We start from the raw sequence: 25,497 nt of genomic DNA, 5'->3' as shown, positions 1-25,497 counted from the left end.
GATGTGCGGGGGCCGCGGGGTGGCGCTCCCTTGTTTAGAAGTTGGCCTTGAACTGCACGCCGTAGCTGCGCGGTTCGTTGACGATGCCGGTCAGGTTGTTGAAGTTGATCGCGCCGATCAACTGCACCTTGTTGGTGATGTTGCGGCCGTAGGCGGCCACTTCATACTTGCCGTCCGCCCATTTGTAGCCGGCGCGCAGGCCGCCTTCGACCAGCGACTTGGCGGTGTATTCCTTGGCTTCGTCGAGGAACATATTGTAGGTCGAGCGGTAGGTCCAGTCGGTGTAGGCGTAGAACTCGCCCTCGCCAATCGGCTTGCTGTAGCGCAGCGTGACGTTGCCGGTCCACTTAGGCGCGCGCGGCAATGGATTGCCGTTGATCAGCGAGGTGTTGGCGCCGGGGCCGGCGGGCGAGGTCACGGTGCAACCGTTGCCGCAGGTCGCCACGAACAGGTTCGGGTCCTTGATTTCGGTGTCGTTGTAGCTGCCGCCCAGGGTCAGGCGGAACTCGTCGGACAGGATCGCCTGGAAGTCCAGCTCGACACCCTGGCCAACCGCTTTTTCAGCGTTGACGAGGCGGTTCTGGTTGACCGCGCCGCTGCCGGCCGTCAATTGCAAATCCTTCACGCGGTACTGGTAGACCGTGGCCGACAGGCGCGCGCGCTTGTTGAACAGGTCTTGCTTGATACCGGCTTCGTACGACAGGTTCTTCTCGGCATCGCCGATCGAAATGGTGTCGCCGAACAGGATGCGCCCCTGGATACTCGGCGCGCGGTAGCCGGTGGCGATGCGCGCGTACACATTGGTTTCCTTGGTCAGCTCGTAGTTGGTGCTCAAGTCCCAGCTGTAGTTGGTCGACTCGGGCTTGGCCGTGAGCGGGCCGATGGCGCCAACATAGCTCGATGGTATGCGCGGATCCATGGTGCGCACGGCGCTGAAGTCCTTCTGGTCGTCGGTGTAGCGCAGGCCGGCGCGCACTTTCCAGACATTGCTCATCGCATAGTTCAGCGAACCGAACAAGGCCCACGACTTGCTTTCCTGCTGTTGCTGCGCGAAACCGTTGAGTTTATTCTGGTTCAGCGTGTCGTAGCTGTTACTGTCGACCGTGATCTTCTCGTTGAACGCGTACACGCCGGCGATCCATTGCAGGCGCTCCTTGGTGTTCGACTCGACCCGGAATTCCTGCGACAACTGGCGGTGCTTCGGCAAGCCGTCGCCGGTTTCGGCGGTAAACGGGATAAACCCGGGACCCATCGGCGGCGCGTAGGAGGCGCCGTAGCCGCCGTCCACGTCGGCGCGGCTGGAATACTCGGCCTTCTCGTAGCCGCTGATCGAATGCAAGGTCACGCCGTCGAGGTCCCAGCGCAGCCGCAGGCTGGTGCCGGTGCTGGTCAGGGTCTGGTCGTTGATGCCGTCGGTCGGGTAGTTGTCGTAGTCGAAGCCGTCGACCAGTTCGTTGCTACCCTTCTTGATGATGTTGGCGCGGAACAAGGTGGCGCTGCCTTCCATCTTGCGGTGGTGCACATTGAACAAGGCGCCGAAGTCCTTGCTCGGCTTGAACGACAGTTGCAGGCGCGCGGCCTTGTCGTCGTAGCCTTCCAGTTCCTGGGTGCCGGTCGAACGCGGATTGCGCACGCGGTCGTCGCGCGTCTGCGATTGCAGCGAGACGCGGGCCGCCCATTGTTCGTTCAGCGGCAGGTTGTAGGCGCCTTCCAGGTTGACGACGCCGTCGTTGCCCAGGCCGCCGCTAAAGTAACCTTCCCGCTTATTGGTCGGCTTGACCGACTCGAACTTGACCACGCCGGCCGGCGAGTTGCGCCCGAACAGCGTGCCCTGCGGGCCGCGCAGCACTTCGATCTGCTCCACGTCGAACACCGGGAAGCCTTTCAGCACCGGATTTTCCTGCACCACGTCGTCGTAGACCAGGCCGACCGGTTGCGAGGCGTTCAAGTCGAAGTCGATATTGCCCAGGCCGCGCACGTAGAAGCGCGGAAAGGAGCGGCCGAACTCGGATTCCACGTTCAGGCTCGGCGTGCGGCCCGACATGAAGCGCACGTCCTGGCCGCCGGCGGTCAATACGTCGAGTTTCTCGCCCTTCATGGTGGAGATGGCCATCGGCACGTCTTTGATGTTTTCCGAACGACGCTGCGCGGTGACGATCACCGTTTCCAGTTGGCCGGGCTGGGCCTTGGCGGCCTCCGGCGCTTCCTGGGCGATCGCCGCGTGCAGCGGGAAAGCCGCGGCCACCGCCAGCGCGATCAGCGAACGCGCGGCATGCCGGCGCGGCGGATTGTTCTCATTTGTTTTCATCATCGACCAACTCCTATGGGGGTAAACACCAGTTTCAACTCTGTACAGCGGCTCTTGGGCGGCGCGGCGCGGGCATTCGGCGGGTCTGCCGGGATGCGCAAACGCACCTCCAACACAGGCCGTTTTGACAGTTTCCGGCTTTGCAAAATGCAAAGTATTGGTCATGCTAGCAGGAAAAATATTCACTGAAAATCACAAAATGGTGCTGTTTATTTATATGTCGATCATATAAATAGCTAAATAAAATCGTATTTGTCATACATATATAGCATGATGCATAGTGACGAACCAAGTCCCTGTGCGGTTCGTGTGCTTAACAAAAAGGCAGCGTGATACGCGCCGCGGAAAGCCGCGGCGGCGGCGGCGGCGGCGGCTAAAAAAAGTGCCGCGGCACCCGCGTTTCACTCGGCGGCGCGGCGCCGGCGGCAGACGCCAACGCGTGCAGCACGGACAGGTATGTATACAAACCGCGGCGCGCCGCGTCCGGCGCCCGGCGTGGCGCGGTGGCAACAGCGATGCGCGCGGACGCAACAAGTTGAGCGGCGGCGTTTCCACAACGGTATGCGGAAACTGTTGTGATGATGCTACAAGATTGCGATCAAGGCATGGTTGGCGCGCAAGGCTGGCGCATACGGCGGTAAAACGAGCGAATTAGCGGCTTCGTCTATAAAAAATATACAATATCGAACTTCCAGGAGCCAATTCATGAAACTTACACAACTTAGTTTGACGATCGCAGCCTTGTTTATGACGGCTAGCGCGTCCGCGGCGGACCCAAAATTGGGCATCGTGTATGACGCCGGCGGCAAGTTCGACAAGTCGTTCAACCAGTCCGCTTTCGAAGGCGCACAACGCTTCAAGAAAGAGACCAATATTTCCTTCATCGAAGTGCAGGCGTCCAGCGACACCCAGGCCGAGCAGGTGCTGCGCGGTTTGGCGCGCAAAAAACTCGATCTGATCGCATCGATCGGCTTCGCCCAGACGCAAGCCGTGCAAAAGGTCGCCAAGGAATTTCCCAACGTGAAATTCGTGCTGATCGACGGCACCGCGCCCGGCAATAACGTCAATTCCGTGCTGTTCAAGGAAGAAGAAGGCTCTTATCTGGTCGGCGTGGCGGCGGCAATGGCCAGCAAGTCGAAAAAACTCGGTTTCATCGGCGGCATCGACATCCCGCTGATCCGCACCTTCGCCTGCGGCTACGCGCAAGGCGCAAAGCTCGTCAATCCGAAGGCGGAAGTGACGCAAAACATGGTCGGCACCACCTCCGGCGCCTGGAACGACCCGGCCAAGGGCGGCGAACTGGCGCGCTCGCAGTTCGAGCGCGGCGTCGACGTGGTATTCGCGGTGGCCGGCGGCAGCGGCATGGGCACGCTGCAAACGGCCAAGGAAAAAGGCAAGCTGGCGATCGGCGTCGATTCCAACCAGAACCACCTGTACCCGGGCACGATGCTGACCTCAATGGTCAAGCGCGTCGACAACGCCGTCTACGACAGTTTCATGCAAGTCAAGAACGGCACCTGGAAGGCCGGCGTCGTCAGCAAGGGTTTGAAGGAAGGCGGCGTCGACTGGGCGCTGGACGAGCACAACCGCAAGCTGATCACGCCGGAGATTGAAAAGCGCGTGCTCGGCGCCCGCAAGGACATCATTGACGGCAAGATCAAGGTCATCGACTACCGCGCCGGCAACAGCTGCCCGGTTTAAACTCACACGTCAACTCAAAGCGCGCCGCCGGGGACCACAGTCTCCGCGCGGCGCGTTTTTACCTAGTGAACATATGCAAGCAGCAGTAGAATTTCGCGGCATCTCCAAGCACTTTGGACAGGTGAAGGCGAACGCCGACGTCAGCTTCGCCATCGCCAAGGGTTCGATCCACGGCCTGGTGGGGGAGAACGGCGCCGGCAAGTCGACCTTGATGAGCATCCTGTACGGCTATTACCGGGCCGACGGCGGCGACATCCTGCTCGACGGCCAGCACCAGCCGATCCGCAACAGCCAGGAGGCGATCCGCCTGGGCATCGGCATGGTGCACCAGCACTTCATGCTGGTGGAAAATTTCACCGTTCTCGACAACGTGATGCTCGGCACCGAGGGCGGCTTCCAGCTGGCCGGCCAGCGCGCCGCCACCGAGGCCAAGCTGCGCGAGATCTGCCAGCGCTACCGGCTCGACGTCGATCCGCTGGCGAAGATCGAAGACTTGTCGGTCGGCGCCCAGCAGCGCGTCGAGATCCTCAAGCAGATCTACCGCAGCGCCAACATCCTGATCCTCGACGAGCCGACCGCCGTGCTGACGGCGCAGGAAACCGCGTCGCTGTTCGACATCCTGCGCCTGTTCAAGGAACAGGGCAAGACCATCATCCTGATCACCCACAAGTTGCAGGAAATCCTGGACATCACCGACACCGTCACGGTGATGCGCGGCGGGCGCGTCGTCGGCGCCGTCGCCACCGCCGGCACCACCAAGGAGCAACTGGCGAACATGATGGTGGGCCGGCCGATCCAGAACCACCTGCCGCGCGCGCCCTACCAACCGGGCGCGGTCGTGCTCGACGTAAAGAATGTGCAACTGGTCAACGCGCAGCAGGTCAAGCTGCTGGCCGGCATCAACTTCAGCCTGCGCGCCGGCGAGATTGTCGCCATCGCCGGCGTCTCCGGCAACGGCCAGAGCGAGCTGATGGAAATCCTGTCGGGCATGCGCCTGCCCAGCTCGGGCGCGGTGGCCTTCCTCGGCCAGGACTTGCCGTTCGCCAAACGCGGCGACGCCGACGGCCTGCCGCGCCTGTTCCGCGAACTGGGCATCGCCCACGTTCCCGAAGACCGGCTGCGCGACGGCGTCGTCAAGAATTTTTCGGTAATGCACAACACCATGCTCGGCTACCAGGACCAGCTCAGCAACCGCTGGGGCCTGTTCGACTTCAAGGCCATCGCGGCGCGCTGCGCCGAACTGCTGACAACCTTCGACGTGCGTCCGGCCAACCCGGAGCTGCGCATCGGCCTGTTGTCCGGCGGCAACCAGCAAAAAGTCGTCATCGCCCGCGAAGTGCTGGCCAAACCGACGCTGATGCTGGTCGGGCAACCGACCCGCGGCGTCGACATCGGCACCATCGAAAGCATCCACACGCAACTGCTGGCCCTGCGCGACGCCGGCGTCGCCATCTTACTGGTGTCGGTCGAACTGGAGGAGGTGCGCTCGCTGGCCGACCGCATCCTCGTCATGTGCGGCGGACGCATCACTGGAGAACTGCCCATCGAGCAATTCGATACCACCCGCATCGGCCTGTTGATGGGCGGGGGGGCATAATAATATGAACAATAACGACTTGCCACGTTGGGCGACCGCCGTCGTCCTGCCCGTTTTAAACTTGCTGTCGGCGCTGCTGGTAGCCGCCCTGGTGATCTACCTGCTGGGTGAAAACCCGGCCGTATCGCTGGGCATTCTGGTCAATAGCGCGATCATCAACCCGGAAGGCCTCAGTTACACGCTGTTCTACGCCAGCACCTTCATCTTCACCGGCCTGTCGGTGTCGGTGGCGATGCAGGCCGGCCTGTTCAACATCGGCAGCGAGGGCCAGATGTATTTCGGCGGCCTCGGCCTGACGCTGGCCATGCTGGCGTTCGACTCCAGCCTGCCGGCCTGGGCCTTGATTCCGGCGGCCATGCTGGGCGCGGCCGTGTTCGGCGCGCTATGGGCCTTCCTGCCCGGCTACCTGCAGGCGAAGCGCGGCAGCCACATCGTCGTCACGACGATCATGTTCAACTTCATCGCCGCCAGCCTGATGAACTTCATCATCGTCAAATACCTGATCCCGGTCGGCGAGCAAAACACCGCCAGCCGCCTGTTCGCCGACAGCGGCGCCATGCCGCGCCTGAACACCTGGTTGCCGATGCTGGGCGACACCCCGCTCAACGTCAGCTTCCCGCTGGCCATCGTCGCGCTGGCCATTTACGGCGTCATGATGACGCGCTCGGCGTGGGGCTTCAAGCTGCGCGCCACCGGCCTGAACCAGAACGCCGCCCACTACGCCGGCGTGTCGATCAGCAAGATGATCATCGCCGTCATGCTGATCTCGGGCGCGCTGGCCGGGCTCGGCTCGGTCAACTCCATCATGGGCTCGACCCACTACCTGAGCCTGAACTTCACCGCCGGCGCCGGCTTCATCGGCATCGCCATCGCGCTGATGGGGCGCCAGCATCCGGTTGGTATCTTCCTGTCGGCGATCCTGTTCGGCGCGCTGATCCAGGGCGGCTTCGACCTGTCGCTGGAGAAACCGAACATCCCGACCGAGACCTTCATCTTCATCCAGGGTTTGATCATCCTCTTCTGCGGCGCGATGGAAAACTTCTACGCGCCGGCAATCGCGGCCATGCTCAAACGCAGCAAACGGAGCGCAGCATGACCTTCGACGACTTCCATTTCGCCAGCATCCTGGTGTCGACCGTGCGCAACGCGCCGGTGCTGATCTTCGCCGCGATGGCCGGCCTGTTCGCCGAACGCAGCGGCGTCATCGACATCGGCCTGGAGGGCAAGATCCTGGCCAGCGCCTTCACCTCGGCGGCGGTGGCCTTCGCCACCCAGAACCCGTGGTACGGCGTGGCCGCCGGCACGCTGGTGTGCGCGCTGCTGGCCCTGCTGCAAGGCTATGTCAGCATCACGCAAAAGGGCAACCAATTGGTGGCCGGCATCGCCATCAACATCGCCATGAGCGGGCTGACCTTCGTGCTGGCGCAGTTTTACTTCCAGCAGGGCGGGCGCACGCCGGACCTGGGCCAGGCGCGCTTGTTCGACGTGGTGCTGCCCGGCACCCAGTACGTCGAAGGCATCCCCTTTGTCGGCTGGCTGTACGCCCACCTGATCGGCGGCCATTCGGCGCTGGTGTACCTGGCGTTCGCGCTGGTACCGCTGGTACACTGGGTGCTGTACCACAGCCGCTTCGGCCTGCGCCTGCGCGCCTGCGGCGAAAACCCGCACGCTGCCGACGCCGCCGGCGTCAGCGTCGAAAAGACGCGCTACCTGGCGATGCTCGTCGCCGGCGTGCTGTGCTCGTTCTCGGGCGCCTACCTGGCCATCGTCCAGAGCGGCTTTTTCCTGCGCGACATGTCGGCCGGCGCCGGCTACCTGGCCTTGACGGCCATGGTGTTCGGCAACTGGCGCCCGCTCTACACCTTCCTCGGCTGCCTGATGTTCGGCTTCTTCGGCGCAGTGCAGATCCAGATCGAGGGCGTCGACCTGCCCGGCATCGGCCGCATCCCCGGCTCGCTGATCCAGATGGTGCCCTACGTCGTCACCGTCATCGTGCTGGCCGGCCTGATGGCCAAGTCGGTGGCGCCGAAAGCGCTCGGCACGCCGTTCGTCAAATCGCGCTAAGCCTCGTTAGCGCGCCTGCCGGGGAACAGCGCGTTCCCCGGCCCCGCCGCCATCGGCGCGGCAACACGTCCCTCCCAACATCGTTAGTTATCGCCCGTCAATGTCCAGCAGGATTGTTCCTACGCTAACTCCATCCGTCGTCCTATTTCGGACAAGGGATGCGCGCTCTACTATGGAATCTATCCCCTCGCCTGATCAGTCAGCGAAGCTGCAACGATGCACCCGGGTGGCGGGAGACTCTGTATGCCATTTGAACTCTAACTTATTAGATCGGGAGAACACTCATGTCTTCGTCAAATCAAAGCGGTAGCAAAGGTAGCAACCAAAGCGGTAACGACAACAGCAAAGAAAGCGGCAAAGGCTCCAGCCAGGCCAGCAACAAGGACGACGACAAATCGCGCGGTAATCAAGCCGGCAGCAAGGGCGGCAACAATCAAAGCGACACCAGCAACCGCGGTTTTGCGTCGATGGACCCTGAGCAGCAGCGTGAAATCGCAGCCGAAGGCGGCCGCGCCGCCCACGCCGCAGGCACCGCGCACGAGTTCACCTCGGAAGAGGCGCGCAAGGCCGGCGCAATGAGCCATAAGAACGACGGCAACCAGCAAAGCGATTCGGACGACGGTGGCTCGCGCGGCAAGTCGGGCGGCAACCAGCAAAGCGATTCGGACGACGGCGGTTCGCGCGGCAAGTCGGGCGGCAACCAAGGTAGTTCCGGCGGCAACCAAGGCAGTTCGGGCAGCTCCTCGGGTTCGGGCAAGTCGAGCGCTTCGTCAAGCTCAAGCAAGTCAGGTGGCTCCGGCTCCAAAAGCTAGTTAGCGGCGCCGGTTTCGTAGATACTATGAATGAAGGCGGGTCGGCAAAAGACGCAAATTAATCCTAAAGTGAAGGTTCGAAGAATCAACTTAGGAGAAAATCATGCAACCGACCCGCGCCAACGATTTTACGCCTGAAGTCGAAGTTTTTGCAGTGGCATTAGAGTTGTCGAGCAAGAGCTGGAAAATTGCCTTGCACGACGGAAAGAGAGAGAAGCCGGCGATTCAGACGGTTTCCGGCGAGACAGCGGCGGGGCGCCTCAACGAAACGGTGCAGGAGATTGAGAAGTTCAAGGCAAAGTGGGGCCTGGCCGCCGAGGTACGCACCGTCGTGCTGTACGAGGCTGGTCAGGATGGCTTCTGGATTGAACGCGCCCTCTCGAAGCTGGGCTACGAGGTGGTGATCTGCGACCCTGCCAGCATTCCCGTCGAGCGGCACAAACGGCGGGCCAAGACCGACCGGCTCGACGCGATCAAGCTGGTGCTGACATTGCGGGGCTGGTTGCGTGGCGAGTACGACCGGATGCACGTGATCCGTGTTCCGACGGTGGAGGCCGAGGCGCAGCGGCACGTGGTACGGGACCGCGGCGAGTTGCAAAAGGAAACGCAGCAGCACCGCGACCGGATCCGCAAGCTGCTGCGCACCGTCGGCTGCTGGGATGGCGTCGGCGGCGATGTGGGGGCGCGGCTGAACAAGCGGGAATTGTGTTGCTACGACGGCGATCCGCTGTCGGCGCAGCTGCAGCAGCGGCTGGAACAGGAGTGCAAACGTTTGGAGTTGGCGCAGCAACAACTGGCCGCGCTGGAAAAAGGGATGGCGGAGCAATTGCCGCCGGAGGTGCGCCAGCGCATTGCCGACCTGGAACGGTTGAAGGCGGTGGGGCCGGTGGGCGCGACGAGGTTGGTGCTGGAGCTGTTCTGGCGCAAATTCGAGAACCGCAGGCAGGTGGGCGCCTGCGTCGGTTTGGTGCCGCAGCCCTACGACAGCGGCGAGAGCCGGGTTGACCAGGGCATCAGCAAGCAGGGCAACCGGCGCGTGCGCGCGCTGTTGATCGAGATGTCTTGGTTCTGGCTGCGCTACCAACCCGACAGCGTGATGACGAAATGGTTCGCCCGGCGCACGCAGGGAGGCCAGAACAAGCGCGGCAAGCGCATCGCCATCGTCGCGGTGGCGCGCAAGCTGGTGGTCGCCCTGTGGCGCTACCTGGAGCATGGGATCGTCCCCGAAGGGGCGCAGTTGAAACGAGCGGCATAAGGGAGTAAGGCGGCACGTTCAGTACCAGCAGTTGGCATTACGTTGAACTACGCAGCAGCAAGGAGTAGGCAGGCCCGTAACCCGACCTGGTTGCCCATGGCAACCGACCCTAGTAGATGGGGCTTGCACGCATCAAGGTCACTAAGCGCAACGCGCATGCAGAATTAGGCTGGGGTAGCAAAACCAGCGGATAGAAGGTGGTGGGACGTGAAGTCTCACGCAATGATGACCGAGAGCTTCGAACTGGGCTGTACGAACGACGAAAGCAAAGCGCTGGCAATGAACGAAGGCCAAAACGAAACAGGTCGGCATGGCGCCAAGCCGCAATATGCGTCATGGCGCCATGGACCAGCATATTTCGGTATCGGCGGCGTCAAGGGTTCGCTTCGCCGGGCTTCGCCCGCCCTTGACCCGCTGGTTATGCCGAAACAAGGGATAGGATAAATTTGCGAAAAACCACCTTGATGCTTGGAATTCCCATCTACTAGGGTCGGGTTAGCCCGTTCGGGCTTAACCCGACTGGCGTCGGCATCTGCTCGGCGCTGGATTACGCTTCGCTAATCGCTGCGTAAGTTCAACGTAATGCCAACTCGCTGGAACTGAACGTGCCGCCATACGAGTCGAATGCCGCCGAGTCGACTGCGCCCCTTCGGACGATCCCCATGCGCCCAGGAGCGCCACAGGCGGCCCCGAGCGGCGCGCCACGCGTCAATGGCGATGCCGCCTGCCGAGCAGGGTCGTCGCCTCCCTGCGCGTGGAAGATGCGCTCGAAAGCCGCGTCACCCACCTGCGCCGAGCCGGCCAGTTTCAGCAGCGGCAGCGCCAGCCATTCGCCCAGCACCGGCATGTGGCCGGCCTGGTACCGCGGCAGCGCGAACGCTTCCATCGCCGCCACGTTGGCCGCCATCAGCGCCGGGTCGTCGCCCGTGCCCGAGCGGTAGGGACCGGCGATCAAAATCATCATCGCATCCTTGCGCGGTGCCGGCGGCGGCAACAGGTGCAGCTGCGCGTACTGCAGCAGCATGATGGTTTTGCCGTCGGCGATACGGCCGTCGGCCACCATGTGCAGCGCCTGCTCCAGCGGCAATTCCAGCACTTCGATGTCTTCCCCTTCCGCCACCACGCCACCGCCGTCGCCGGCACGCGCGCCGGGTTCGTATTCTGCGACGAAGAAATACAGCTTTTCGGTGACCGAGCCGGGGCTCATGAAGGCTTCAAAAACCTTGCACACCTCGGCCACGCGGTAGCCGGTTTCTTCCTCGACTTCGAGTTTGATGCGCTCTTCCGGGCTTGCCTGGTCGAGCAGGCCGGCGGCCGTTTCGATCAAGAAGCCGTCGTGGCCGTTGCCGTAGGTGGGGAAGCGGAATTGGCGGATCAGGATCACGCTGCGGCGGGCGCGGTTGTATAGCAGGATAGTGGCGCCGTTGCCGCGGTCGTAGGTTTCGCGCGTTTGGGTTTGCCACGCGCCGTCGCGGCGCAGGTAGTCGAAGGTGGTTTTTTGCAGCAGGTACCAGTCGTGGGACAGGGTTTCGACCTTGTGGATTTTGACTCTGTTGTCTTGCATGCTGTGCTCCGGTGGGTGGGCTTTGCGTTGGAGGGCCAATGCGCGCTTGTGCCCGGCAAAGATATCATGCAATATCGTGCAATCTCAAGATTATTCATGCAAATATACTATGCTGACACGCCAACGCAAACAACATCTGCTGGAACTGCTCAAACGCGACGGCCAAATCGTCGCCAAGTTGCTGAGCGAACAATTGGGCCTGTCGGAGGACACGATACGGCGCGATCTGCGCGAGCTGGCCAGGGAGGGGCTGCTGCAGCGGGTGCACGGCGGCGCCCTGCCCGCCTCGCCGGCGATGGCGCCGTTCGCCGCGCGCCAGGGCATTTCCAGCGACGCCAAGCCGGCCATCGGCCGCGCCGCCGCCGCCATGATTTTGCCGGGGCAGGTGGTGTTCATCGACGGCGGCACCACCGCCGTGCAACTGGTGCGCCAGTTGCCGGCGGACTTGCGTGCCACCGTGGTTACGCACAGCCCGTCGATTGCGCTTGAGCTGGTCGAGCACGCCCACGTCGAGGTGATCATGCTCGGCGGGCGCCTGTTCAAGCATTCCATCGTCGGCGTCGGCGCGGCCGCCATCGAGGCCATCGGCCGGGTGCGCGCCGACCTGTATTTCATGGGCGTGTCCGGCCTGCATCCCGAGGCCGGCATTACCACCGGCGATTTCGAGGAGGCCGCCGTCAAGCGCGCCCTGAGCAACGCCGCCGCCACAACCGTGGTGCTGGCCTCGCCGGAAAAGCTCAACACCGCGTCGCCTTACCTGATCGCGCCGCTGGCCCAGGTCAGCGGCATCGTCGTCAACGCCGACGTCGACGACGCTTTGCTGGCGCCGTACCGGGCGCTGGGCATTACCGTCACGCTGGCCTGACGGCGGCGCCCGCCCTCACACCACCAACAAGCCCTTTTTCTCGGCCGGGCCAAGCCGGGCGACGATGCCGGAATTAAATTCGAGGTAGTCGGCCTCGATACCGTCGCTGAAGATGACGCCGTTCTCGGCCATCTGCGAGGTCAGCGTCAGGCACGACCCGGCGCTGATTTTGCCAAACACCAGCGAGGCCGCCGAGGTCCGGCTGGGGAAGGGTTCGCGCACCGTGAAGTACAAGTAGTCGGCGTCCCACGGCGCCGGCGGCGCCGGCGCGCGCGCCGCGCCGCCCGGCGTCGCCTGCGCGGCGATGGCGCTGGCCCCGGTCAGCAGGCTTTTCAGCCAGCCGGTCGATCCCAATCCGGTGGAGACGATGACGCCGCTCGACGATTGCTGTTCCTGCGCCTCGTCCAGGCAGATCGTGTAGCGGGCGGAGGTGTGCGACTTCGGCCCGATAAAAATGTCGTTGACGCCGTACAGCGTCTGGCCGTTGTTCAGCGCCACCTTGGCCATCGTCACTTCCTGGATCTGGCGCCGGCCGGCGAACACCTGGGCGACGATGCGGGCCAGGTCGGCCACGCCGAACGGCAACAACACGCCGTCCCAACGCTTGGGGTCGGGATTGACGCCGATCAACGGTTGCCCGTCCAGATATTTCAGCGTATTGGCAACCAGGCCGTCCTGCCCCAGCGCGACGACGACGTCTTGCGGGCCGAACAGGAAGTTCGGCAGGAAGGCGCGCTCGACCACCTGCACGCGGCTCAACTGTTGCAGCGTGGTTTCCGCTTCGCGCACGCAGCGCTGGTAAGTGTCGTGCTCAACCAGATAGTCGGAAAAATCGGCGCCCAGATGCTCGATATAGAACTTGGCCTGGCCAACGGTGTTGTATTGGGCCACCAGGTTCTCCAGGCGCGTCTTGCGCGTGACCAGAACGGTCTTGTTTTCGGTGTGGCGGCGCATCGCGTTCACCGGACCGGACTGTCGATGACTTCCCGCAACAAATCGGGCGTCACGTTGAGCTGGCCGATGCGCTCGGCCTTCTCGGCCAGTTCGTGGAAGGCCAGCGCGATCAACTGGCCGGGCTGCATGCCGGACATCGCCAACGCTTGCAGGATCTTCGGATCGACGCCGGCGTAGGCTCGCATCAACACGCCGGCCGCGTGCGCCTTGACGTCCGCTTCGCGCTTGGCGTTGTCCATCGCCAAGGTCACCAACTGCGTATTTTGCCCCTCCAGCGCAATCTTCGCCGTCATCTCGGCCTGCTGCAATTCATGCTGCTTGTGCTGGATGCTGCGCTCCGCCTCCATCTGCGTTTCGCGGATTTGGCGCTGCTTGGTTTCCACGGCGATCTCGGTGTTGAGTTCATTCTCCTTGATGCGCCGCTCCTGCTCGACCGCCGCGTTGCGGCGCGCGTAGACCGCCTCGTCCGCTTCGCGCAGGATCTGTTCGCGCGCCTGCGCCTCCAGTGCGCGCGCGGTCTCGGGCGTGGGCTTGATCGCCAGGAAGGACAAGCCGAGGATCTCGACGCCCAGCGCCTGCAATTCGGCGCTGCCTTTGACGCTCTGCGTCACCAGCGTGGCCAGCATGTCGGTGGCGCGCAAGGCTTCGCGCAGCGGCAGCTCTTGCAAGCCTTTGCGCGTGAGCACCTTGGCGACGTTGATGATGCGCTGCGACAGCTTTTGCGGATCGTCGGAAATGTACTGTTGCGTGACCGGATCGATCGAGAAATTGAGCAGGCCGGCGATTTTTTTCGGATCGGTGATGCGGTACGTGACCTGGCCCTGCACCGTGATGAGCTGAAAGTCGGCCGAGCTTTCCTCGAAGATGAAGGGAACGTCTTCGCTGCCCATCGGTACCGCCACCAGGGCGGCGGTTGGCGTGTAGTAGAAGAACGCCAGGCCGGCGCCCTCGCGGACGAGCACGCCTTTCTTGTATTGCAGCACATGGGTACTCGGCTGGAACTTGATGAATTTGAGGGTGAACATGGGGCTTACCTCCGGTTATTTTCAATGGGGATCAACGGGAACACCAAGGGCGCCTCTTGGCTTGGTTTTCAGCGCCGCCGGCCCGCGAACTTCAACAATTACAAGCCGCGGGAAAGCAGCGCCAGCTGCGCGCGCAGGGCCGGCTTCAATCGGTACAACTGCGCCGGACGGTGCGCGCCGCCCACTTCCATCTGTCCCTCGACCGCTTCGAGCATGCCCATCTCCGTCATCTTGCGGCGGAAACTGACCTTGTTGAGCGGCTCGCCCATCAGCGCCTCGTAGATGCGCTGCAATTGCGGCAAGGTGAACGTGTCGCCGGCCAGGTAGCAGGGCAAGGACGAGTACTGGCTCTTGCTGCGCAGCCGCGCCACCGCCGTGTCGATGATGGCCTGGTGGTCGAACGGCAGGTTCATCAGTTGGTCGACGCTGCGCAATGCCACGTCGGGGTGCCCGGCCCCGGCGATGACGTCGTGCGACACCAACGCGTAGTGGGCGATCGACATCGACCAGCCGCGCGGGTCGCGCACCGGCCCGGAAAACGTCGCCAATTGCCCCAGGTACGGCGCGTCGATGCCGGTCTTTTCTTTCAACACGCGCAAGGCGGCGGCCTGGGCGTCGGCGTCCTCCCGCACATGCACGAAGCCGCCGGGCAAGGCCAGCACGTCCTTATACGGGTCGCGGTCGCGCTTCAGCAAGGCCACGTGCAAAGCGCCGTCCTTGATAGTCAGCAAAACCACGTCTACGGTACAGATCACGTCATTCATCTTCCACTCCGGTGCAAAAGCCACTTAGTTCGATACCTATACTAAGTCTACACGCAAAATCGCGGGCACGTAGATAAACCTGGGGCCGAACTCCAGTCCCATGAGAAATATCAAATTAGTTAGTTGCACAAATAAACTAAGTGACCTACATTACACTCACTGCCAACCACCGGAGATCCACATGAGACGCAACCTTCACCTGCTCGTCATCGATCCGCAAAACGATTTTTGCGACTTGCCCGAAAGCTATTTGGCGCCGCGTCCGCTCGGCGGCATCGAGGCGCCGGCGCTGCCGGTGGCCGGCGCCCACGCCGACATGCTGCGCATTGCCGAGCTGGTCAACCGCGGTCGCCAGGGCCTGTCCGGCATCAGCGTTACGCTCGACACGCACCAGCGCGTCGACATTGCCCACCCCACGTTCTGGTTCGACGCCCAAGGCGCGGCCGTGCCGCCCTTCACCGAAATCAGCGCCGCCGACGTGCGCGCCGGCACATACGCGCCGCGCAACAAGGACGCGCTGCCACGCACCTTGGCCTATCTGGACACGCTCGAAGCGAGCGGGCGCTACCGCTTGATGGTTTGGCCGGTGCACTGCGAAATCGGCTCGTGGGGCCACAACATCCACGCCGACGTGCGTGCCGCCTGCAACGGCTGGCAGGACGCCGGGCTGGGCGTGGTCAACATGGTGACCAAGGGTAGCAACCCGTGGACCGAGCACTATTCCGCCGTGCTGGCCGAGGTGCCGGACCGCGACGACCCGGCCACGCAGTTGAACCAGGGCCTGATCGATACGCTGGCGCGGGCCGACCGCGTCTACATTTGCGGCGAAGCAAGCAGCCATTGCGTCAAAGCCACCACCGAGCACATCGCCGCCAATATCGGCGCCGAAAATCTGTCTAAGCTGGTGTTGCTGACCGACTGCATGAGTCCGGTTGGCGGCTACGACGCGCAATACCAGGGTTTTGTCCGCGCCATGCTGGCGCTGGGCGTGCAGACGGCCGGCGCCGCCGACGCCTTGCCGGAATTGCTATCGAACGCGCAACGCTAATAAAAACAATTATCCTGTCAGCCCTTGTCGAAGCCACAACACGAATCTGGACCCAATATGCAACCCATCGTCAACAGCCTGCTCGAAACCGACCTCTACAAATTCACCATGTGGCAGGCGCTGCTGCACAGCCATCCGGGCGCCGAAACCGAGTACGCCTTCGTCTGCCGCAACACGCCGGCCTACCCGCTGGCCGAGTTGAAAGCCGACGTCGACTATGAACTCGACCAGCTCTGCGCGCTGACCTTCGCCGAGGACGAGCTGGACTACCTGCGCTCGCTGCGCTACATCAAAAGCGATTTCGTCGACTTCCTGACGATCTTCCGCTTCCAGCGCAAATTCATCAGCGTCGACTGCGACGGGCCGACGCTGCGCGTCGTCGCCAAGGGTCCGCAGGTGCACGTGATGGGCTTTGAAATCTTCGTGCTCTTCATCGTCAACGAGCTGTATTTCCGCCGTTTCGAGCAAGCGCCGCTGCTGGCCGAGGCGCGCCGCCGCCTGGCCGAAAAAGTCGAGCTGCTGCGCGCCTTCGGCGCCGAGCCGGGGCGCAAGCATCCGTTCGAATTCTTCGACTTCGGCGTGCGCCGCCGTTTTTCCGGCGCCTGGCAGGACGAAGTCGTCGCCACGCTGGCGCGCGCCGTGCCGCGGTACTTCAAGGGCACCTCGAACGTCTACCTGGCCAAGAAATACAACTTGGTACCGATCGGCACGATGGCCCATGAATACCTGCAATCGTACCAATCGTTCGGCGTGCGCCTGCGCGACTTCCAGAAGGCCGCGCTGGAGGACTGGGTGCAGGAATACCGCGGCGACCTGGGCACCGCGCTGACCGACGTGGTCGGCATGGACGCCTTCCTGGCCGACTTCGACCTGTACTTCGCCAAGCTGTTCGACGGCCTGCGGCACGACTCCGGCGACCCGGTGGTGTGGGGCGAAAAGGCGCTGGCGCACTACGCCACGCTGCGCATCGACGCCAACACCAAGCGCCTGGTGTTCTCCGACGGCCTCGACCTGGAAGCGGCGTTCGCGCTGTACCGCCACTTCGCCGACCGCTGCATGACCGGCTTCGGCATCGGCACCAACCTGAGCAACGACACCGGCGTGGCGCCGCTCAACATCGTCATGAAACTGATGAGCTGCAACGGCCAGCCGGTCGCCAAGCTGTCCGACTCGGCCGGCAAAACCCTGTGCAAGGACGAGACCTTCCTGGCCTACCTGCGCCAGATCTTCCGCCACGCCGCCGCCTGAACCAAAGGAAAAAATCATGCTCAAGCTCGCCATCGCCCAGCTGAACTACACCGTCGGCGACTTCGCCGGCAACGCCGCCGCCACCGAGCGCCACATGGCCGGCGCCGCCGCCGCCGGCGCCGACATCGTCGTCTTCTCCGAGCTGTCGCTGTGCGGCTACTACCCGGCCGACCTGCTCGAAGACGCCGCCTTCCTGGGCCGCCTCGACGACGCGCTGGCCCAGGTAATCGACGCCTCGCGCCGCGTGCCCTCGCTGGTCACGGTGCTGGGCACCGTGCGCCGCAACAGCGGCCCCGGCAAACCGCTGTACAACGCGCTGCTGGCGATCCAGGACGGCGCCGTGGTGGCCGAATACTACAAACAGCTGCTGCCGACCTACGGCATCTTCGACGAGCGCCGCCACTTCGAGCCGGGTCCGGAAGGCGCCTGCCTGCTCGACGTCGCCGGCCACCGCATCGGCTTCATGGTCTGCGAGGACGGCTGGAACGACGCCGGCCGCGACTACCTGGTCAACCCCTTCACCGCGCTGCGGGCGGCCAAGCCGGAACTGGTCATCAGCATCAACGCCAGCCCGTCCGACATCGGCAAGCGCCAGCAGCGCCACGACCTGTTCCGCGCCGCCGCCGAGCGCACCGGCCTGCCCGTCCTGTACGTCAACCAGGTCGGCGGCCAGGACCAGCTGGTGTTCGACGGCGCCTCGTTCGCCGTCGCGCCGGCGCAAGGCGTGGCGTTCGAAGCGCTGCGCTTCCAGGAAGACTTCCAGGTCATCGGTTTCGCCGACGGCCGCTTCAGCGACGCCGACGGCGCCGCCCTGGCCGCGCCGGACCCGGCCGGCCTGTCGGTGCCCGACTTCACCCGCCGCCAGATCGTGCTGGGCCTGCAGGACTACGCGCGGCGCTGCAACTTCACCCAGGCGGTGGTCGGCTCGTCCGGCGGCATCGACTCGGCGCTGACCTTGGCGCTGGCGGTCGAGGCGCTCGGCGCCGAGAACGTATTCGCCATCACCATGCCGTCGGCCTACTCCAGCGAAGGCTCGGTGTCGGACTCGGTGGCGCTGTGCGACAAGCTCGGCATCAAGCTCTACACCCACCCCATCCTGGCGCTGGTGGAGAGCTACCGCGACGGCTTCGGCGCCGCCTTCGACCAGCCGCTGCAAGGCCTGTCGCTGGAAAACCTGCAGGCGCGCGTGCGCGGCACCATCCTGATGGAATACTCGAACACCTTCGGCGCGCTGCTGCTCACCACCGGCAACAAGAGCGAAATCTCGGTTGGCTATTGCACGCTATACGGCGACACCAACGGCGGCCTGGGCCTGATCGGCGACCTGTATAAAACCGAGGTGTACGCGCTGTCGCGCCACGTCAACGAGCACGCCGGCCGCGAAATCATTCCCGAGGCGGTGCTGACCAAGCCGCCGTCCGCCGAACTGGCGCCGGGCCAGCAAGACACCGACAGCCTGCCGCCCTACGAGGTGTTGGACGACATCCTGAAGTGGCACATCGAAGGCAAGCGCCTGCCGCAAGCCGAAGCGGCGGCCGCCGGCGGCTTCGTCGACGCGCTGCTGGTCCGCGACGACGGCCGCAAGCTGGTCGCGCGCATCCTCGGCATGGTCGCCCGCAACGAGTACAAGCGACGCCAGGCGCCGCCGATCATCCGGGTGCGTTCGCGCGCCTTCGGCAGCGGCCGCCAAATGCCCATCACCGCGAAATATTAAAGAAAGCGCCCCTCTATGAACACCCAGGCAAACGCCGACGCCGCCGTCCTGATCGGCCGCTTCCAACCCTTCCACAACGGCCACGCCAGCCTGCTGCGCATGGCGCTCGACGCCGCGCCCAAGGTCGTCGTGGTACTCGGCTCGTCGTTCCACGCCCGCAGCGCGAAGAACCCGTTCACCTGGCAGGAACGCGCCGCCATGATCGCCGCCACGCTGCCGGCGCACGAGCGCGAGCGGGTCTCCTTCGTCGCCGTGCGCGACTACTACGAGGACGCGCGCTGGGCCGGCGTGGTCGGCAAAAAAGTCGCGCAATGCGCGGCCGGCGCGAAACGCATCGTCCTGGTCGGCTACCTCAAGGACAGCTCCAGCCAGTACCTGAACCATTTCCCGCAATGGCAGGAAATCTTCGTCAGCGCCGCCGCCGACATCCACGCCACGCAGATCCGCCGCGTGCTGTTCGAAGCCGAAGACATCGACGTCTCGCTGGCCGCGCTGGACGCGCTGGTGCCGGCGGCGGTGCGTCAATACCTGCGCGCGTGGACCCTGCTGTCGGCCTACGCGCCGCTGCTGCTGGAACACCGCGCGGTGCAAGCCTACAAGGCCGCCTGGAGCCTGGCGCCGTACGCGCCAATCTTTTCCACCGTCGACGCGCTGGTCAAGACCGCCGGCCACGTGCTGCTGGTCGAGCGCGGCGCCCACCCCGGCAAAGGACTATGGGCGCTGCCGGGCGGTTTCGTCGAACAGCACGAACGCCTGCTGCAGGGCGCGCTGCGCGAACTGGCCGAGGAAACCGGCCTGGCCGTGCTGGGCGCGACGCTGGCCGAGTCGCTGGTCGACGTCAAGGTGTTCGACCACCCGTCGCGCAGCCTGCGCGGGCGCACCATCACGCACGCCCACTACTTCGACCTGAAAACCGAGCAACTGCCGGCGGTCGAAGGCGCCGACGACGCCGCCCAGGCCTGCTGGATACCGCTTGCCGACCTGGCGGCGATGGAAGACCAGTTCTTCGAGGACCACTTCCACATCCTCAACCACTTCCTGCGGCTGACGCACGAAGATTGAGATTAAATATGTTGTAAATATATTAGACTCATATTAATATCTCCTTCAGTGATCCATTTCCCAACTGAAGGAGTAAAGCAATGGCGACGACGAAGTGGCAGGGCGTGTTCCCGGCGGTAACGACGAAGTTTAAAGAAAACGAAGACTTGGACCACGCGGAGATGGAACGGCACTTCGCCTTCCAGATCGACAACGGCGTGCACGGGCTGGTCACATGCGGCTCGCTGGGCGAGGCCAGCACCCTCTCCTTCGAGGAAAAACTGGAGGTGACGAAGACCGCGCTGGCGGTGGCCGACAAGCGCGTGCCGGTGCTGGTCAACGTCTCCGAAACGCGCACCCGCAACGCCTGCCGCTTCGTCGAGCAGGCCGCCGCCATGGGCGTGCAAGGCTTCATGGTAATGCCGTCGGTGCTGTACGCGGCCGACGCGCGCGAGGCCAAGGACAACCTGCGCACCATCGCCAAGGCGGCCCAATTACCGATCATGGTGTACAACAATCCGGTCACCTACAAGGTCGACCTGACGGCGCAGGACTTCCTCGACCTGGCCGACTGCGAATGGCTGGTGGCGATCAAGGAATCGAGCGACAACGTGCGCCGAATCACCGACCTGCGCAACGCCCTGGGCCAGCGCTACCAGCTGTTCATGGGCGTCGACGACCTGTCCTTCGAAGGGCTGGCGGTGGGCGCCGACGGCCTGCTGGCCGGGCTGGTGGTGGCCTTCCCGAAAGAGACCGTGGTACTGTACCAACTGATGAAAGCCAAGCGCTGGGACGAGGCGCTCAAGCTATACCAATGGTTCATGCCGCTGATGCACCTGGACGTATCGAACAAACTGGTGCAGAACCTGAAACTGGTTGAAACGCTGGTCGGCGTCGGCAACGAAAACGTGCGCCGGCCGCGCCAGCCGTTGAGCGGTGCCGAGCGCGAACGGGTGACGGCAATCGTCCGCGCGGCGCTGGAGACGCGGCCCGACCTGAGCAACTTGCTGTAGACAGGCGACGACGCCGGCCGCGCGCGGCGCGCCGGCACCGCCCACCGCCGGCAACGGCGCCACCTGACGGGACTGACTCAAGCATGCCAATGACAGAGCAAAACCGACACGAGGACAGCGCCGGCGGCGACGCGGCGCGGCTGCTGCTGGCGTCGCTGGCCGACAACGCCTGCTTCGCCGCACCGCTATTCGACCTGCTGCCAGACGTCGTCTTTTTCGTCAAAGACAAAGAAAGCCGCTACGTGCTGGTGAACCAGACGCTGGCCAGCCGCTGCGGCATGCGCGACAAGGCGGCGATGGTAGGCCGCCACACCGCCGAGGTATTCCCGGCCGCCTACGCCTGCACCTACCTGGCGCAGGACCGCGCCGTGCTGGCGGGTGGAGCGGAGATACGCGACCGGCTGGAACTGCACCTGTACCCGGACCGCGACCCGGGCTGGTGCATGACCCACAAAATGGCGCTGCGCGACAACGCCGGCGCCATCGTCGGCCTGACCGGCATCTCGCGCGACCTCAACATGCCGGACCAGGAACACCCGGTGTACCGGCGCATCTCGGCGGCGGCCAACCACATCCTGGAAAACTACGAACAACCGATCCAGCTGGCCGACCTGGCGCGCATCGCCAAACTATCGGCGTCGCAGATCGAGCGCTACTTCCACCGCATCTTCCAGCTGACGCCGCGCCAAATGATCATCAAAACCCGGCTCGACGCGGCCACCACACTGCTGGCCGGCGCGCAAAACATCACCGACATCGCCGTCGCCTGCGGCTACCACGACCACAGCGCCTTCACCCGCCAATTCAAGGAAAAAGTCGGCGTCACCCCGAGCCAATACCGCGCCGCCAACAAAATCTGACCGCAACAGTGGACGTCGACGCTTTTTCTATTCGGCGTCGGCGAGGAGGCTGGCGATGCGCGCCGGCGCCAGCGGCATGCGCGCGGCATCTTTGCTCCAGCCGTAGAGCGTTGCGGCGGCGCCGCCGCAGACGCGGCCCTGGCACGCGCCCATGCCGCAGCGGGTGTGCAGTTTGGCGCTGCGCCAGTCGGCGTGCGGCGCCAGTTCGCCGTGCCGCACGTCTTCGCAGCGGCAGACGATGGTGTCGGCCTCGCACAGGCCGCGCAGTTCGGGCCGCAGCGCGAAGGCGCCGGCCAGGCGGGCGGCAAAGCGGCGCCCGCGCGCGCGTTGCGCCAAGTGGCGAGCGGCCCGCGCCAGGTCGTCGACGGCGGCCAGGCCGGCGATGCGCCCTTCCACCAGCGCCAGGTCGACGCCGCCGACGCCGGTGCTTTCGCCGGCGCAGTAGATGTCGGGCCGCGAGCTTTGCTGCCAGCGGTCGACTTGGACGGCGTTGTCCGCCGTCGCGCAGCCGAGCGCCTCCGCCAGTTCCAGGTTGGGCAGCAGGCCGTAGCCGCAGGCCAGGTAGTCGCAGGCGAGTATCCGCCGGCTCGCGCCGGTTTGCAGCGTGACTTCGCGCAGTTGGCCGTCGCCGCCGGCCGCGCTGATGTAGGCGCCGCTGTGGTAGGGCACGCCGTTCAGTTGGCGCCGCAGTTGCAACGCCTGGTGCAGTTTGCCGGGCGTGCCGAACAGCGCCAGCGCGAACCGCGCCAGCCGCCGCAGCGGCGCTTGTTCGACGATTGCCAGCACGTGCGCGCCACGTTCGCGCAGGGTTGCGGCGACCGCCAGCAGCAACGGCCCGGAGCCGGCCACGACGATGCGTTTGCCGGCCACCGGATAACCGCCTTTGACCAGCGCCTGCAGGCCGCCGGCGCCGGTCACGCCCGGCAGGGTCCAGCCGGGGAACGGCAGCAGCCGTTCGCGCGCGCCGGTGGCGACGATCAGGCGCCCGTAGTGCAGCGTTAGCGCGCTGTCGGGCGTTTCGACCAGCAGTTGTTTCGGGCCGGACGGATACAGCACCCGCGTCTGGGCCAGCATGTGGACGTTGTCGGCGGCGCGCAGCGCGGCCGACAACGCGACGGCGCGGGCGTCCTTGCTGCGCTCCGCTCCGCCGCGCCAGATCTGGCCGCCGGTCAGCGGGTTGTCGTCGAGCACGCCGACCCTGGCCCCGGCCATGGCGGCGGCGTGCGCGGCGGCCAGGCCGGCCGGGCCGGCGCCAATGACCAGTACGTCGAAATGCAGCTTCATGCCGTTTTCTCCATCGCCGTTTGCACGCGCATGCCGGGCGCGCACAGGGTCTGGCAGGCCAGCCGGTGCGCGCGCCCGTCGATGGTGACGCGGCATTCCTGGCACACGCCCATGCCGCACACGGGCGCGCGCGGCATGCCGCTGACCGAGCGCCGGGTGGCGCCGATGCCGGCGATGGCGATGGCCGCGGCGACGCTACTGCCGGCCTCCACCCCGACGCCGCGGCCGTCGATGGTCAGTTCGATGCGCTTGCGCTCAACCATGGGCGGCCAGTTGCGCGAACCGCGCCGGCAGGTAGGGCGCGGCGGCGATGGGCGCGGCCGAACCGCACAGTTGCGCCGCCAGCAGTTGCGCGGTGGCCAGCGAGGTTGTGATGCCCAGCCCCTCGTGGCCGGTCGCCAGCCAGACGTTGCGGCGCGCCGGGTGCGGGCCGATCAGCGGCAGGCCGTCCGCGCTGGCGGCGCGCAGGCCGGTCCAGCAGCGCAGCGCGTGCAGTTGCGCCAGCCCGGGCAGGTAGTCGGCGGCGCGCGCCAGCATGCGCCGCAGCAGGCGCGGGTCGACGTCGCGGTCGTCGTTGTCGAACTGGCGCGAGGAACCGATCAGCAGTTGCCCGGTCGGGCGCGGCTGGACGTTGAAGGCGACCGATTCGCCGCTGGCGGCGTGCGCGCTTTTGATATAGCCCAGCTCGACCAGCTGGTGCCGGACGAAACCGGGATAGCGGTCGGTGATCATGAGGTGGCCTTTTTTCGGCCGCAGCGGCAGTTCCGGCAGCAGCGCGGCGGCGCCGACGCCGTTGGCGACGACCACCATGCCGGCGTCGATGCGCGCGCCGTTGTCGAGCGTGACGCCGTGTTGCGTGAGGCCGCGCACGCGCTCGCGCAGCAGGCCGGCGCCGCGCGCGCAGGCCCGGTCGAGCAGGATTTGCGCGCTCTTGGGCGGGTACACGACGGCGTCGCCGCCGACGCGCAGGCCGCCGGCCAGGCCGGGGCGCAGGCGCGGCTCGCACGCGGCCAGCGCGGCGGCGTCGAGCAGTTCGCAGGCGACGCCGGCGTCGCCGAGCAGCGTCTGCTTGGCGCGCGCCGCCGCCAGTTCCTCGTCGTCGGCGGCGACCCAGATGGTGCCGCACTGGCTGTATTCGTGGCGCCGCGGCGCGTCGGCGACGAAGCGGCGCCACAGTTCCAGCGAATAGCGCGTCAGCGCCAGCTCGGCCGGGTTGTCGTCCATCGCCACCAGGTGGCCCATGCCGGCGGCGGTGGCGCCGCCGCCCACGGTGCCGGACTCGATGACGAGCACGCGCAGGCCGCGCGCCGCCAGTTCATCGGCGCAGGCGGCGCCGACGATGCCGGCGCCGATCACCAGCACGTCGGCGCCCACCGTCAACGAATGCCCCAGACCAGCGCGTCGTCCGGGTCCAGCAGCAGCGTCGCCTCGGCGCTGACGTGGGCGCGGCCGCGGATGCTTGGCAGCACGCGCCCGCCGTCGAGCCGGTAGCTGGCCTCGAACACGCTGCCGATGATGCTCTCCTGGCGCCAGATAGCGCCCGGGGCCAGCTTCGCGTCGGCGGCCAGGCAGGCCACCTTGGCGCTGGTGCCGGTGCCGCAGGGCGAGCGGTCGTAGGCTTTGCCCGGGCACAGCACAAAGTTGCGGCTGTCGACGCCGGGCGTGGCCGAGGGCGCGAACAGTTCGACGTGGTCGACCAGCGCGCCGTCGGCGCCGCGCACGCCGGCCTGCTCCAGCGCTTGGCGGGTGCGCCAGGCGAAGTCGGTCAGCGCGTCGACGTTCGACACGTCCAGCCGCAGGCCATGTTCGGCCACCAGGAAAAACCAGTTGCCGCCCCAGGCCACGTCGCCGACCACGCGACCGTGGCCCGCCACCTGCAGCGCCACGCCCTGGTGCAGGCGGTACGCCGGGACGTTGTGCACGGTGACGCCGCCGTCCTCGTGCAGCTCGCATTCGACCACCCCGACCGGCGTCTCGACGCGGTGGCGGCCGGCGCCGATGCGGCCCAGGTAGGCCAGCGAGGCGATGCAGCCGATCATGCCGTGGCCGCACATGCCGAGGTAGGCGGTATTGTTGAAGAAGATGACGCCGGCCGTGCAGCCGGGGTCGTGCGGTTGGCATAACAGCGCGCCGACCATGACGTCCGAGCCGCGCGGCTCGCAAACGATGGCCGAGCGCAGCAGGTCGTGGTCGCGCCGGAAGCGCTCCAGGCGCTCGGCCAGCGGGCCGTCGCCAAGGTCGGGGCCGCCGTCCAGTACCAGCCGGGTCGGCTCGCCGCCGGTGTGGGTATCGAGTATCGAGATCTTTTTCATAGGCTCAGATTAAAGGAGTTCATCGCGGCTGTCTTGGCCCGAAAGCCAAGTAGAAAATGACGATTTCA

22 protein-coding genes and 1 pseudogene are annotated in these 25,497 nt (G+C 65.2%); 14 read left to right on the top strand and 9 right to left on the bottom strand.

All coding sequences use genetic code 11. From position 1 onward, the window contains the following. Positions 1–34 precede the first annotated feature (34 nt). The gene (locus tag JANGC3_RS0121305) at positions 35–2,311 is read right to left on the bottom strand and encodes a TonB-dependent receptor (RefSeq protein ID WP_017878515.1); all 2,277 of its coding nucleotides are present in this window, start codon (positions 2,309–2,311) and stop codon (positions 35–37) included. A 702-nt stretch (positions 2,312–3,013) separates the two neighbouring features. Here JANGC3_RS0121305 and JANGC3_RS0121300 point away from each other — a divergent pair. From JANGC3_RS0121300 to JANGC3_RS32935, 7 genes are all read left to right on the top strand, one after another. Next, the gene (locus JANGC3_RS0121300) at positions 3,014–4,009 is read left to right on the top strand and encodes a BMP family lipoprotein (protein WP_026133297.1); all 996 of its coding nucleotides are present in this window, start codon (positions 3,014–3,016) and stop codon (positions 4,007–4,009) included. 73 nt (positions 4,010–4,082) lie between these two features. Beyond that, positions 4,083–5,606, top strand: coding sequence for an ABC transporter ATP-binding protein (locus JANGC3_RS0121295; protein ID WP_026133296.1), 1,524 nt, complete (start codon positions 4,083–4,085; stop codon positions 5,604–5,606). A 4-nt stretch (positions 5,607–5,610) separates the two neighbouring features. Continuing rightward, a complete protein-coding gene (locus tag JANGC3_RS0121290) occupies positions 5,611–6,702 on the top strand; it encodes an ABC transporter permease (RefSeq protein ID WP_035787876.1) in 1,092 nt (363 codons plus the stop codon). Next, positions 6,699–7,670 (top strand): ABC transporter permease, encoded by a 972-nt coding sequence (locus JANGC3_RS0121285; protein ID WP_017878511.1) that lies wholly within the window; start codon positions 6,699–6,701, stop codon positions 7,668–7,670. The genes JANGC3_RS0121290 and JANGC3_RS0121285 overlap by 4 nt, the downstream gene beginning before the upstream one ends. 284 nt (positions 7,671–7,954) lie before the next feature. Next, the gene (locus JANGC3_RS29800; protein ID WP_017878510.1) at positions 7,955–8,482 is read left to right on the top strand and encodes a KGG domain-containing protein; all 528 of its coding nucleotides are present in this window, start codon (positions 7,955–7,957) and stop codon (positions 8,480–8,482) included. Between the two features lie 103 nt (positions 8,483–8,585). Next, positions 8,586–9,737, top strand: a complete 1,152-nt coding sequence (locus tag JANGC3_RS0121275) for an IS110 family transposase (protein ID WP_017878279.1) — start codon at positions 8,586–8,588, stop codon at positions 9,735–9,737. A 222-nt stretch (positions 9,738–9,959) separates the two neighbouring features. Then, positions 9,960–10,181, top strand: a complete 222-nt coding sequence (locus JANGC3_RS32935) for a hypothetical protein (protein ID WP_157406805.1) — start codon at positions 9,960–9,962, stop codon at positions 10,179–10,181. Positions 10,182–10,731: 550 nt separating this feature from the next. On the opposite strand, the pseudogene JANGC3_RS33355 reads toward JANGC3_RS32935, so the two are convergent. After that, positions 10,732–11,301, bottom strand: a pseudogene (locus JANGC3_RS33355) (NUDIX domain-containing protein); the annotation flags it as partial. 109 nt (positions 11,302–11,410) lie between these two features. Here JANGC3_RS33355 and JANGC3_RS0121265 point away from each other — a divergent pair. Next, positions 11,411–12,166: a DeoR/GlpR family DNA-binding transcription regulator gene (locus tag JANGC3_RS0121265; protein ID WP_017878508.1), complete on the top strand. Its 756-nt coding sequence runs from the start codon at positions 11,411–11,413 to the stop codon at positions 12,164–12,166. 15 nt (positions 12,167–12,181) lie between these two features. Here the strand turns inward: JANGC3_RS0121265 and JANGC3_RS0121260 are convergent, their stop codons facing one another. The 3 genes from JANGC3_RS0121260 to JANGC3_RS0121250 all read right to left on the bottom strand — a co-directional run bounded on the left by JANGC3_RS0121260 (position 12,182) and on the right by JANGC3_RS0121250 (position 14,909). After that, complete coding sequence (locus tag JANGC3_RS0121260) at positions 12,182–13,120, bottom strand: sugar kinase (RefSeq protein ID WP_026133295.1); 939 nt, start codon at positions 13,118–13,120, stop codon at positions 12,182–12,184. A 5-nt stretch (positions 13,121–13,125) separates the two neighbouring features. Beyond that, positions 13,126–14,145: an SPFH domain-containing protein gene (locus JANGC3_RS0121255; RefSeq protein ID WP_017878506.1), complete on the bottom strand. Its 1,020-nt coding sequence runs from the start codon at positions 14,143–14,145 to the stop codon at positions 13,126–13,128. A gap of 98 nt (positions 14,146–14,243) precedes the next feature. Further along, on the bottom strand, positions 14,244–14,909 hold the full coding sequence (locus JANGC3_RS0121250) for an NUDIX hydrolase (RefSeq protein ID WP_017878505.1): 666 nt from the start codon (positions 14,907–14,909) through the stop codon (positions 14,244–14,246). 181 nt (positions 14,910–15,090) lie between these two features. Here JANGC3_RS0121250 and JANGC3_RS0121245 point away from each other — a divergent pair, with 181 nt between their 5' ends. The 6 genes from JANGC3_RS0121245 to JANGC3_RS0121220 all read left to right on the top strand — a co-directional run bounded on the left by JANGC3_RS0121245 (position 15,091) and on the right by JANGC3_RS0121220 (position 21,833). Then, the gene (locus tag JANGC3_RS0121245) at positions 15,091–15,957 is read left to right on the top strand and encodes a hypothetical protein (RefSeq protein WP_017878504.1); all 867 of its coding nucleotides are present in this window, start codon (positions 15,091–15,093) and stop codon (positions 15,955–15,957) included. Between the two features lie 57 nt (positions 15,958–16,014). Continuing rightward, positions 16,015–17,205, top strand: a complete 1,191-nt coding sequence (gene pncB, locus JANGC3_RS0121240; RefSeq protein ID WP_017878503.1) for a nicotinate phosphoribosyltransferase — start codon at positions 16,015–16,017, stop codon at positions 17,203–17,205. 16 nt (positions 17,206–17,221) lie between these two features. Continuing rightward, entirely contained in the window at positions 17,222–18,919 is a 1,698-nt protein-coding gene (locus tag JANGC3_RS0121235) for an NAD+ synthase (RefSeq protein WP_017878502.1), read from the top strand. 15 nt (positions 18,920–18,934) lie between these two features. Then, the gene (locus JANGC3_RS0121230; protein ID WP_017878501.1) at positions 18,935–19,981 is read left to right on the top strand and encodes a bifunctional nicotinamide-nucleotide adenylyltransferase/Nudix hydroxylase; all 1,047 of its coding nucleotides are present in this window, start codon (positions 18,935–18,937) and stop codon (positions 19,979–19,981) included. An 80-nt stretch (positions 19,982–20,061) separates the two neighbouring features. Further along, positions 20,062–20,973, top strand: a complete 912-nt coding sequence (locus tag JANGC3_RS0121225) for a dihydrodipicolinate synthase family protein (protein WP_017878500.1) — start codon at positions 20,062–20,064, stop codon at positions 20,971–20,973. Between the two features lie 89 nt (positions 20,974–21,062). Continuing rightward, a complete protein-coding gene (locus JANGC3_RS0121220) occupies positions 21,063–21,833 on the top strand; it encodes an AraC family transcriptional regulator (RefSeq protein ID WP_017878499.1) in 771 nt (256 codons plus the stop codon). 27 nt (positions 21,834–21,860) lie between these two features. Here JANGC3_RS0121220 and JANGC3_RS0121215 read toward each other — a convergent pair whose 3' ends face one another. Genes JANGC3_RS0121215 through JANGC3_RS33350 form a run of 4 tightly spaced genes read right to left on the bottom strand, consistent with a single transcriptional unit; the run spans position 21,861 to position 25,429 of the window. Continuing rightward, positions 21,861–23,117, bottom strand: a complete 1,257-nt coding sequence (locus tag JANGC3_RS0121215; RefSeq protein WP_017878498.1) for an NAD(P)/FAD-dependent oxidoreductase — start codon at positions 23,115–23,117, stop codon at positions 21,861–21,863. Then, on the bottom strand, positions 23,114–23,380 hold the full coding sequence (locus tag JANGC3_RS0121210; protein ID WP_017878497.1) for a 2Fe-2S iron-sulfur cluster-binding protein: 267 nt from the start codon (positions 23,378–23,380) through the stop codon (positions 23,114–23,116). The genes JANGC3_RS0121215 and JANGC3_RS0121210 overlap by 4 nt, the downstream gene beginning before the upstream one ends. After that, positions 23,373–24,497, bottom strand: coding sequence for an NAD(P)/FAD-dependent oxidoreductase (locus tag JANGC3_RS0121205; RefSeq protein WP_017878496.1), 1,125 nt, complete (start codon positions 24,495–24,497; stop codon positions 23,373–23,375). Before JANGC3_RS0121205 ends, JANGC3_RS0121210 begins: the two co-directional genes overlap by 8 nt. Continuing rightward, the gene (locus JANGC3_RS33350) at positions 24,494–25,429 is read right to left on the bottom strand and encodes a 4-hydroxyproline epimerase (RefSeq protein ID WP_017878495.1); all 936 of its coding nucleotides are present in this window, start codon (positions 25,427–25,429) and stop codon (positions 24,494–24,496) included. Before JANGC3_RS33350 ends, JANGC3_RS0121205 begins: the two co-directional genes overlap by 4 nt. Positions 25,430–25,497 lie beyond the last annotated feature (68 nt).

The organism is Janthinobacterium sp. CG3, assembly GCF_000344615.1.
Lineage (GTDB): Bacteria > Pseudomonadota > Gammaproteobacteria > Burkholderiales > Burkholderiaceae_D > Janthinobacterium.
Note: the sequence above shows the minus strand (reverse complement) of the source record. Positions and strands in the feature narration are given on the sequence as shown.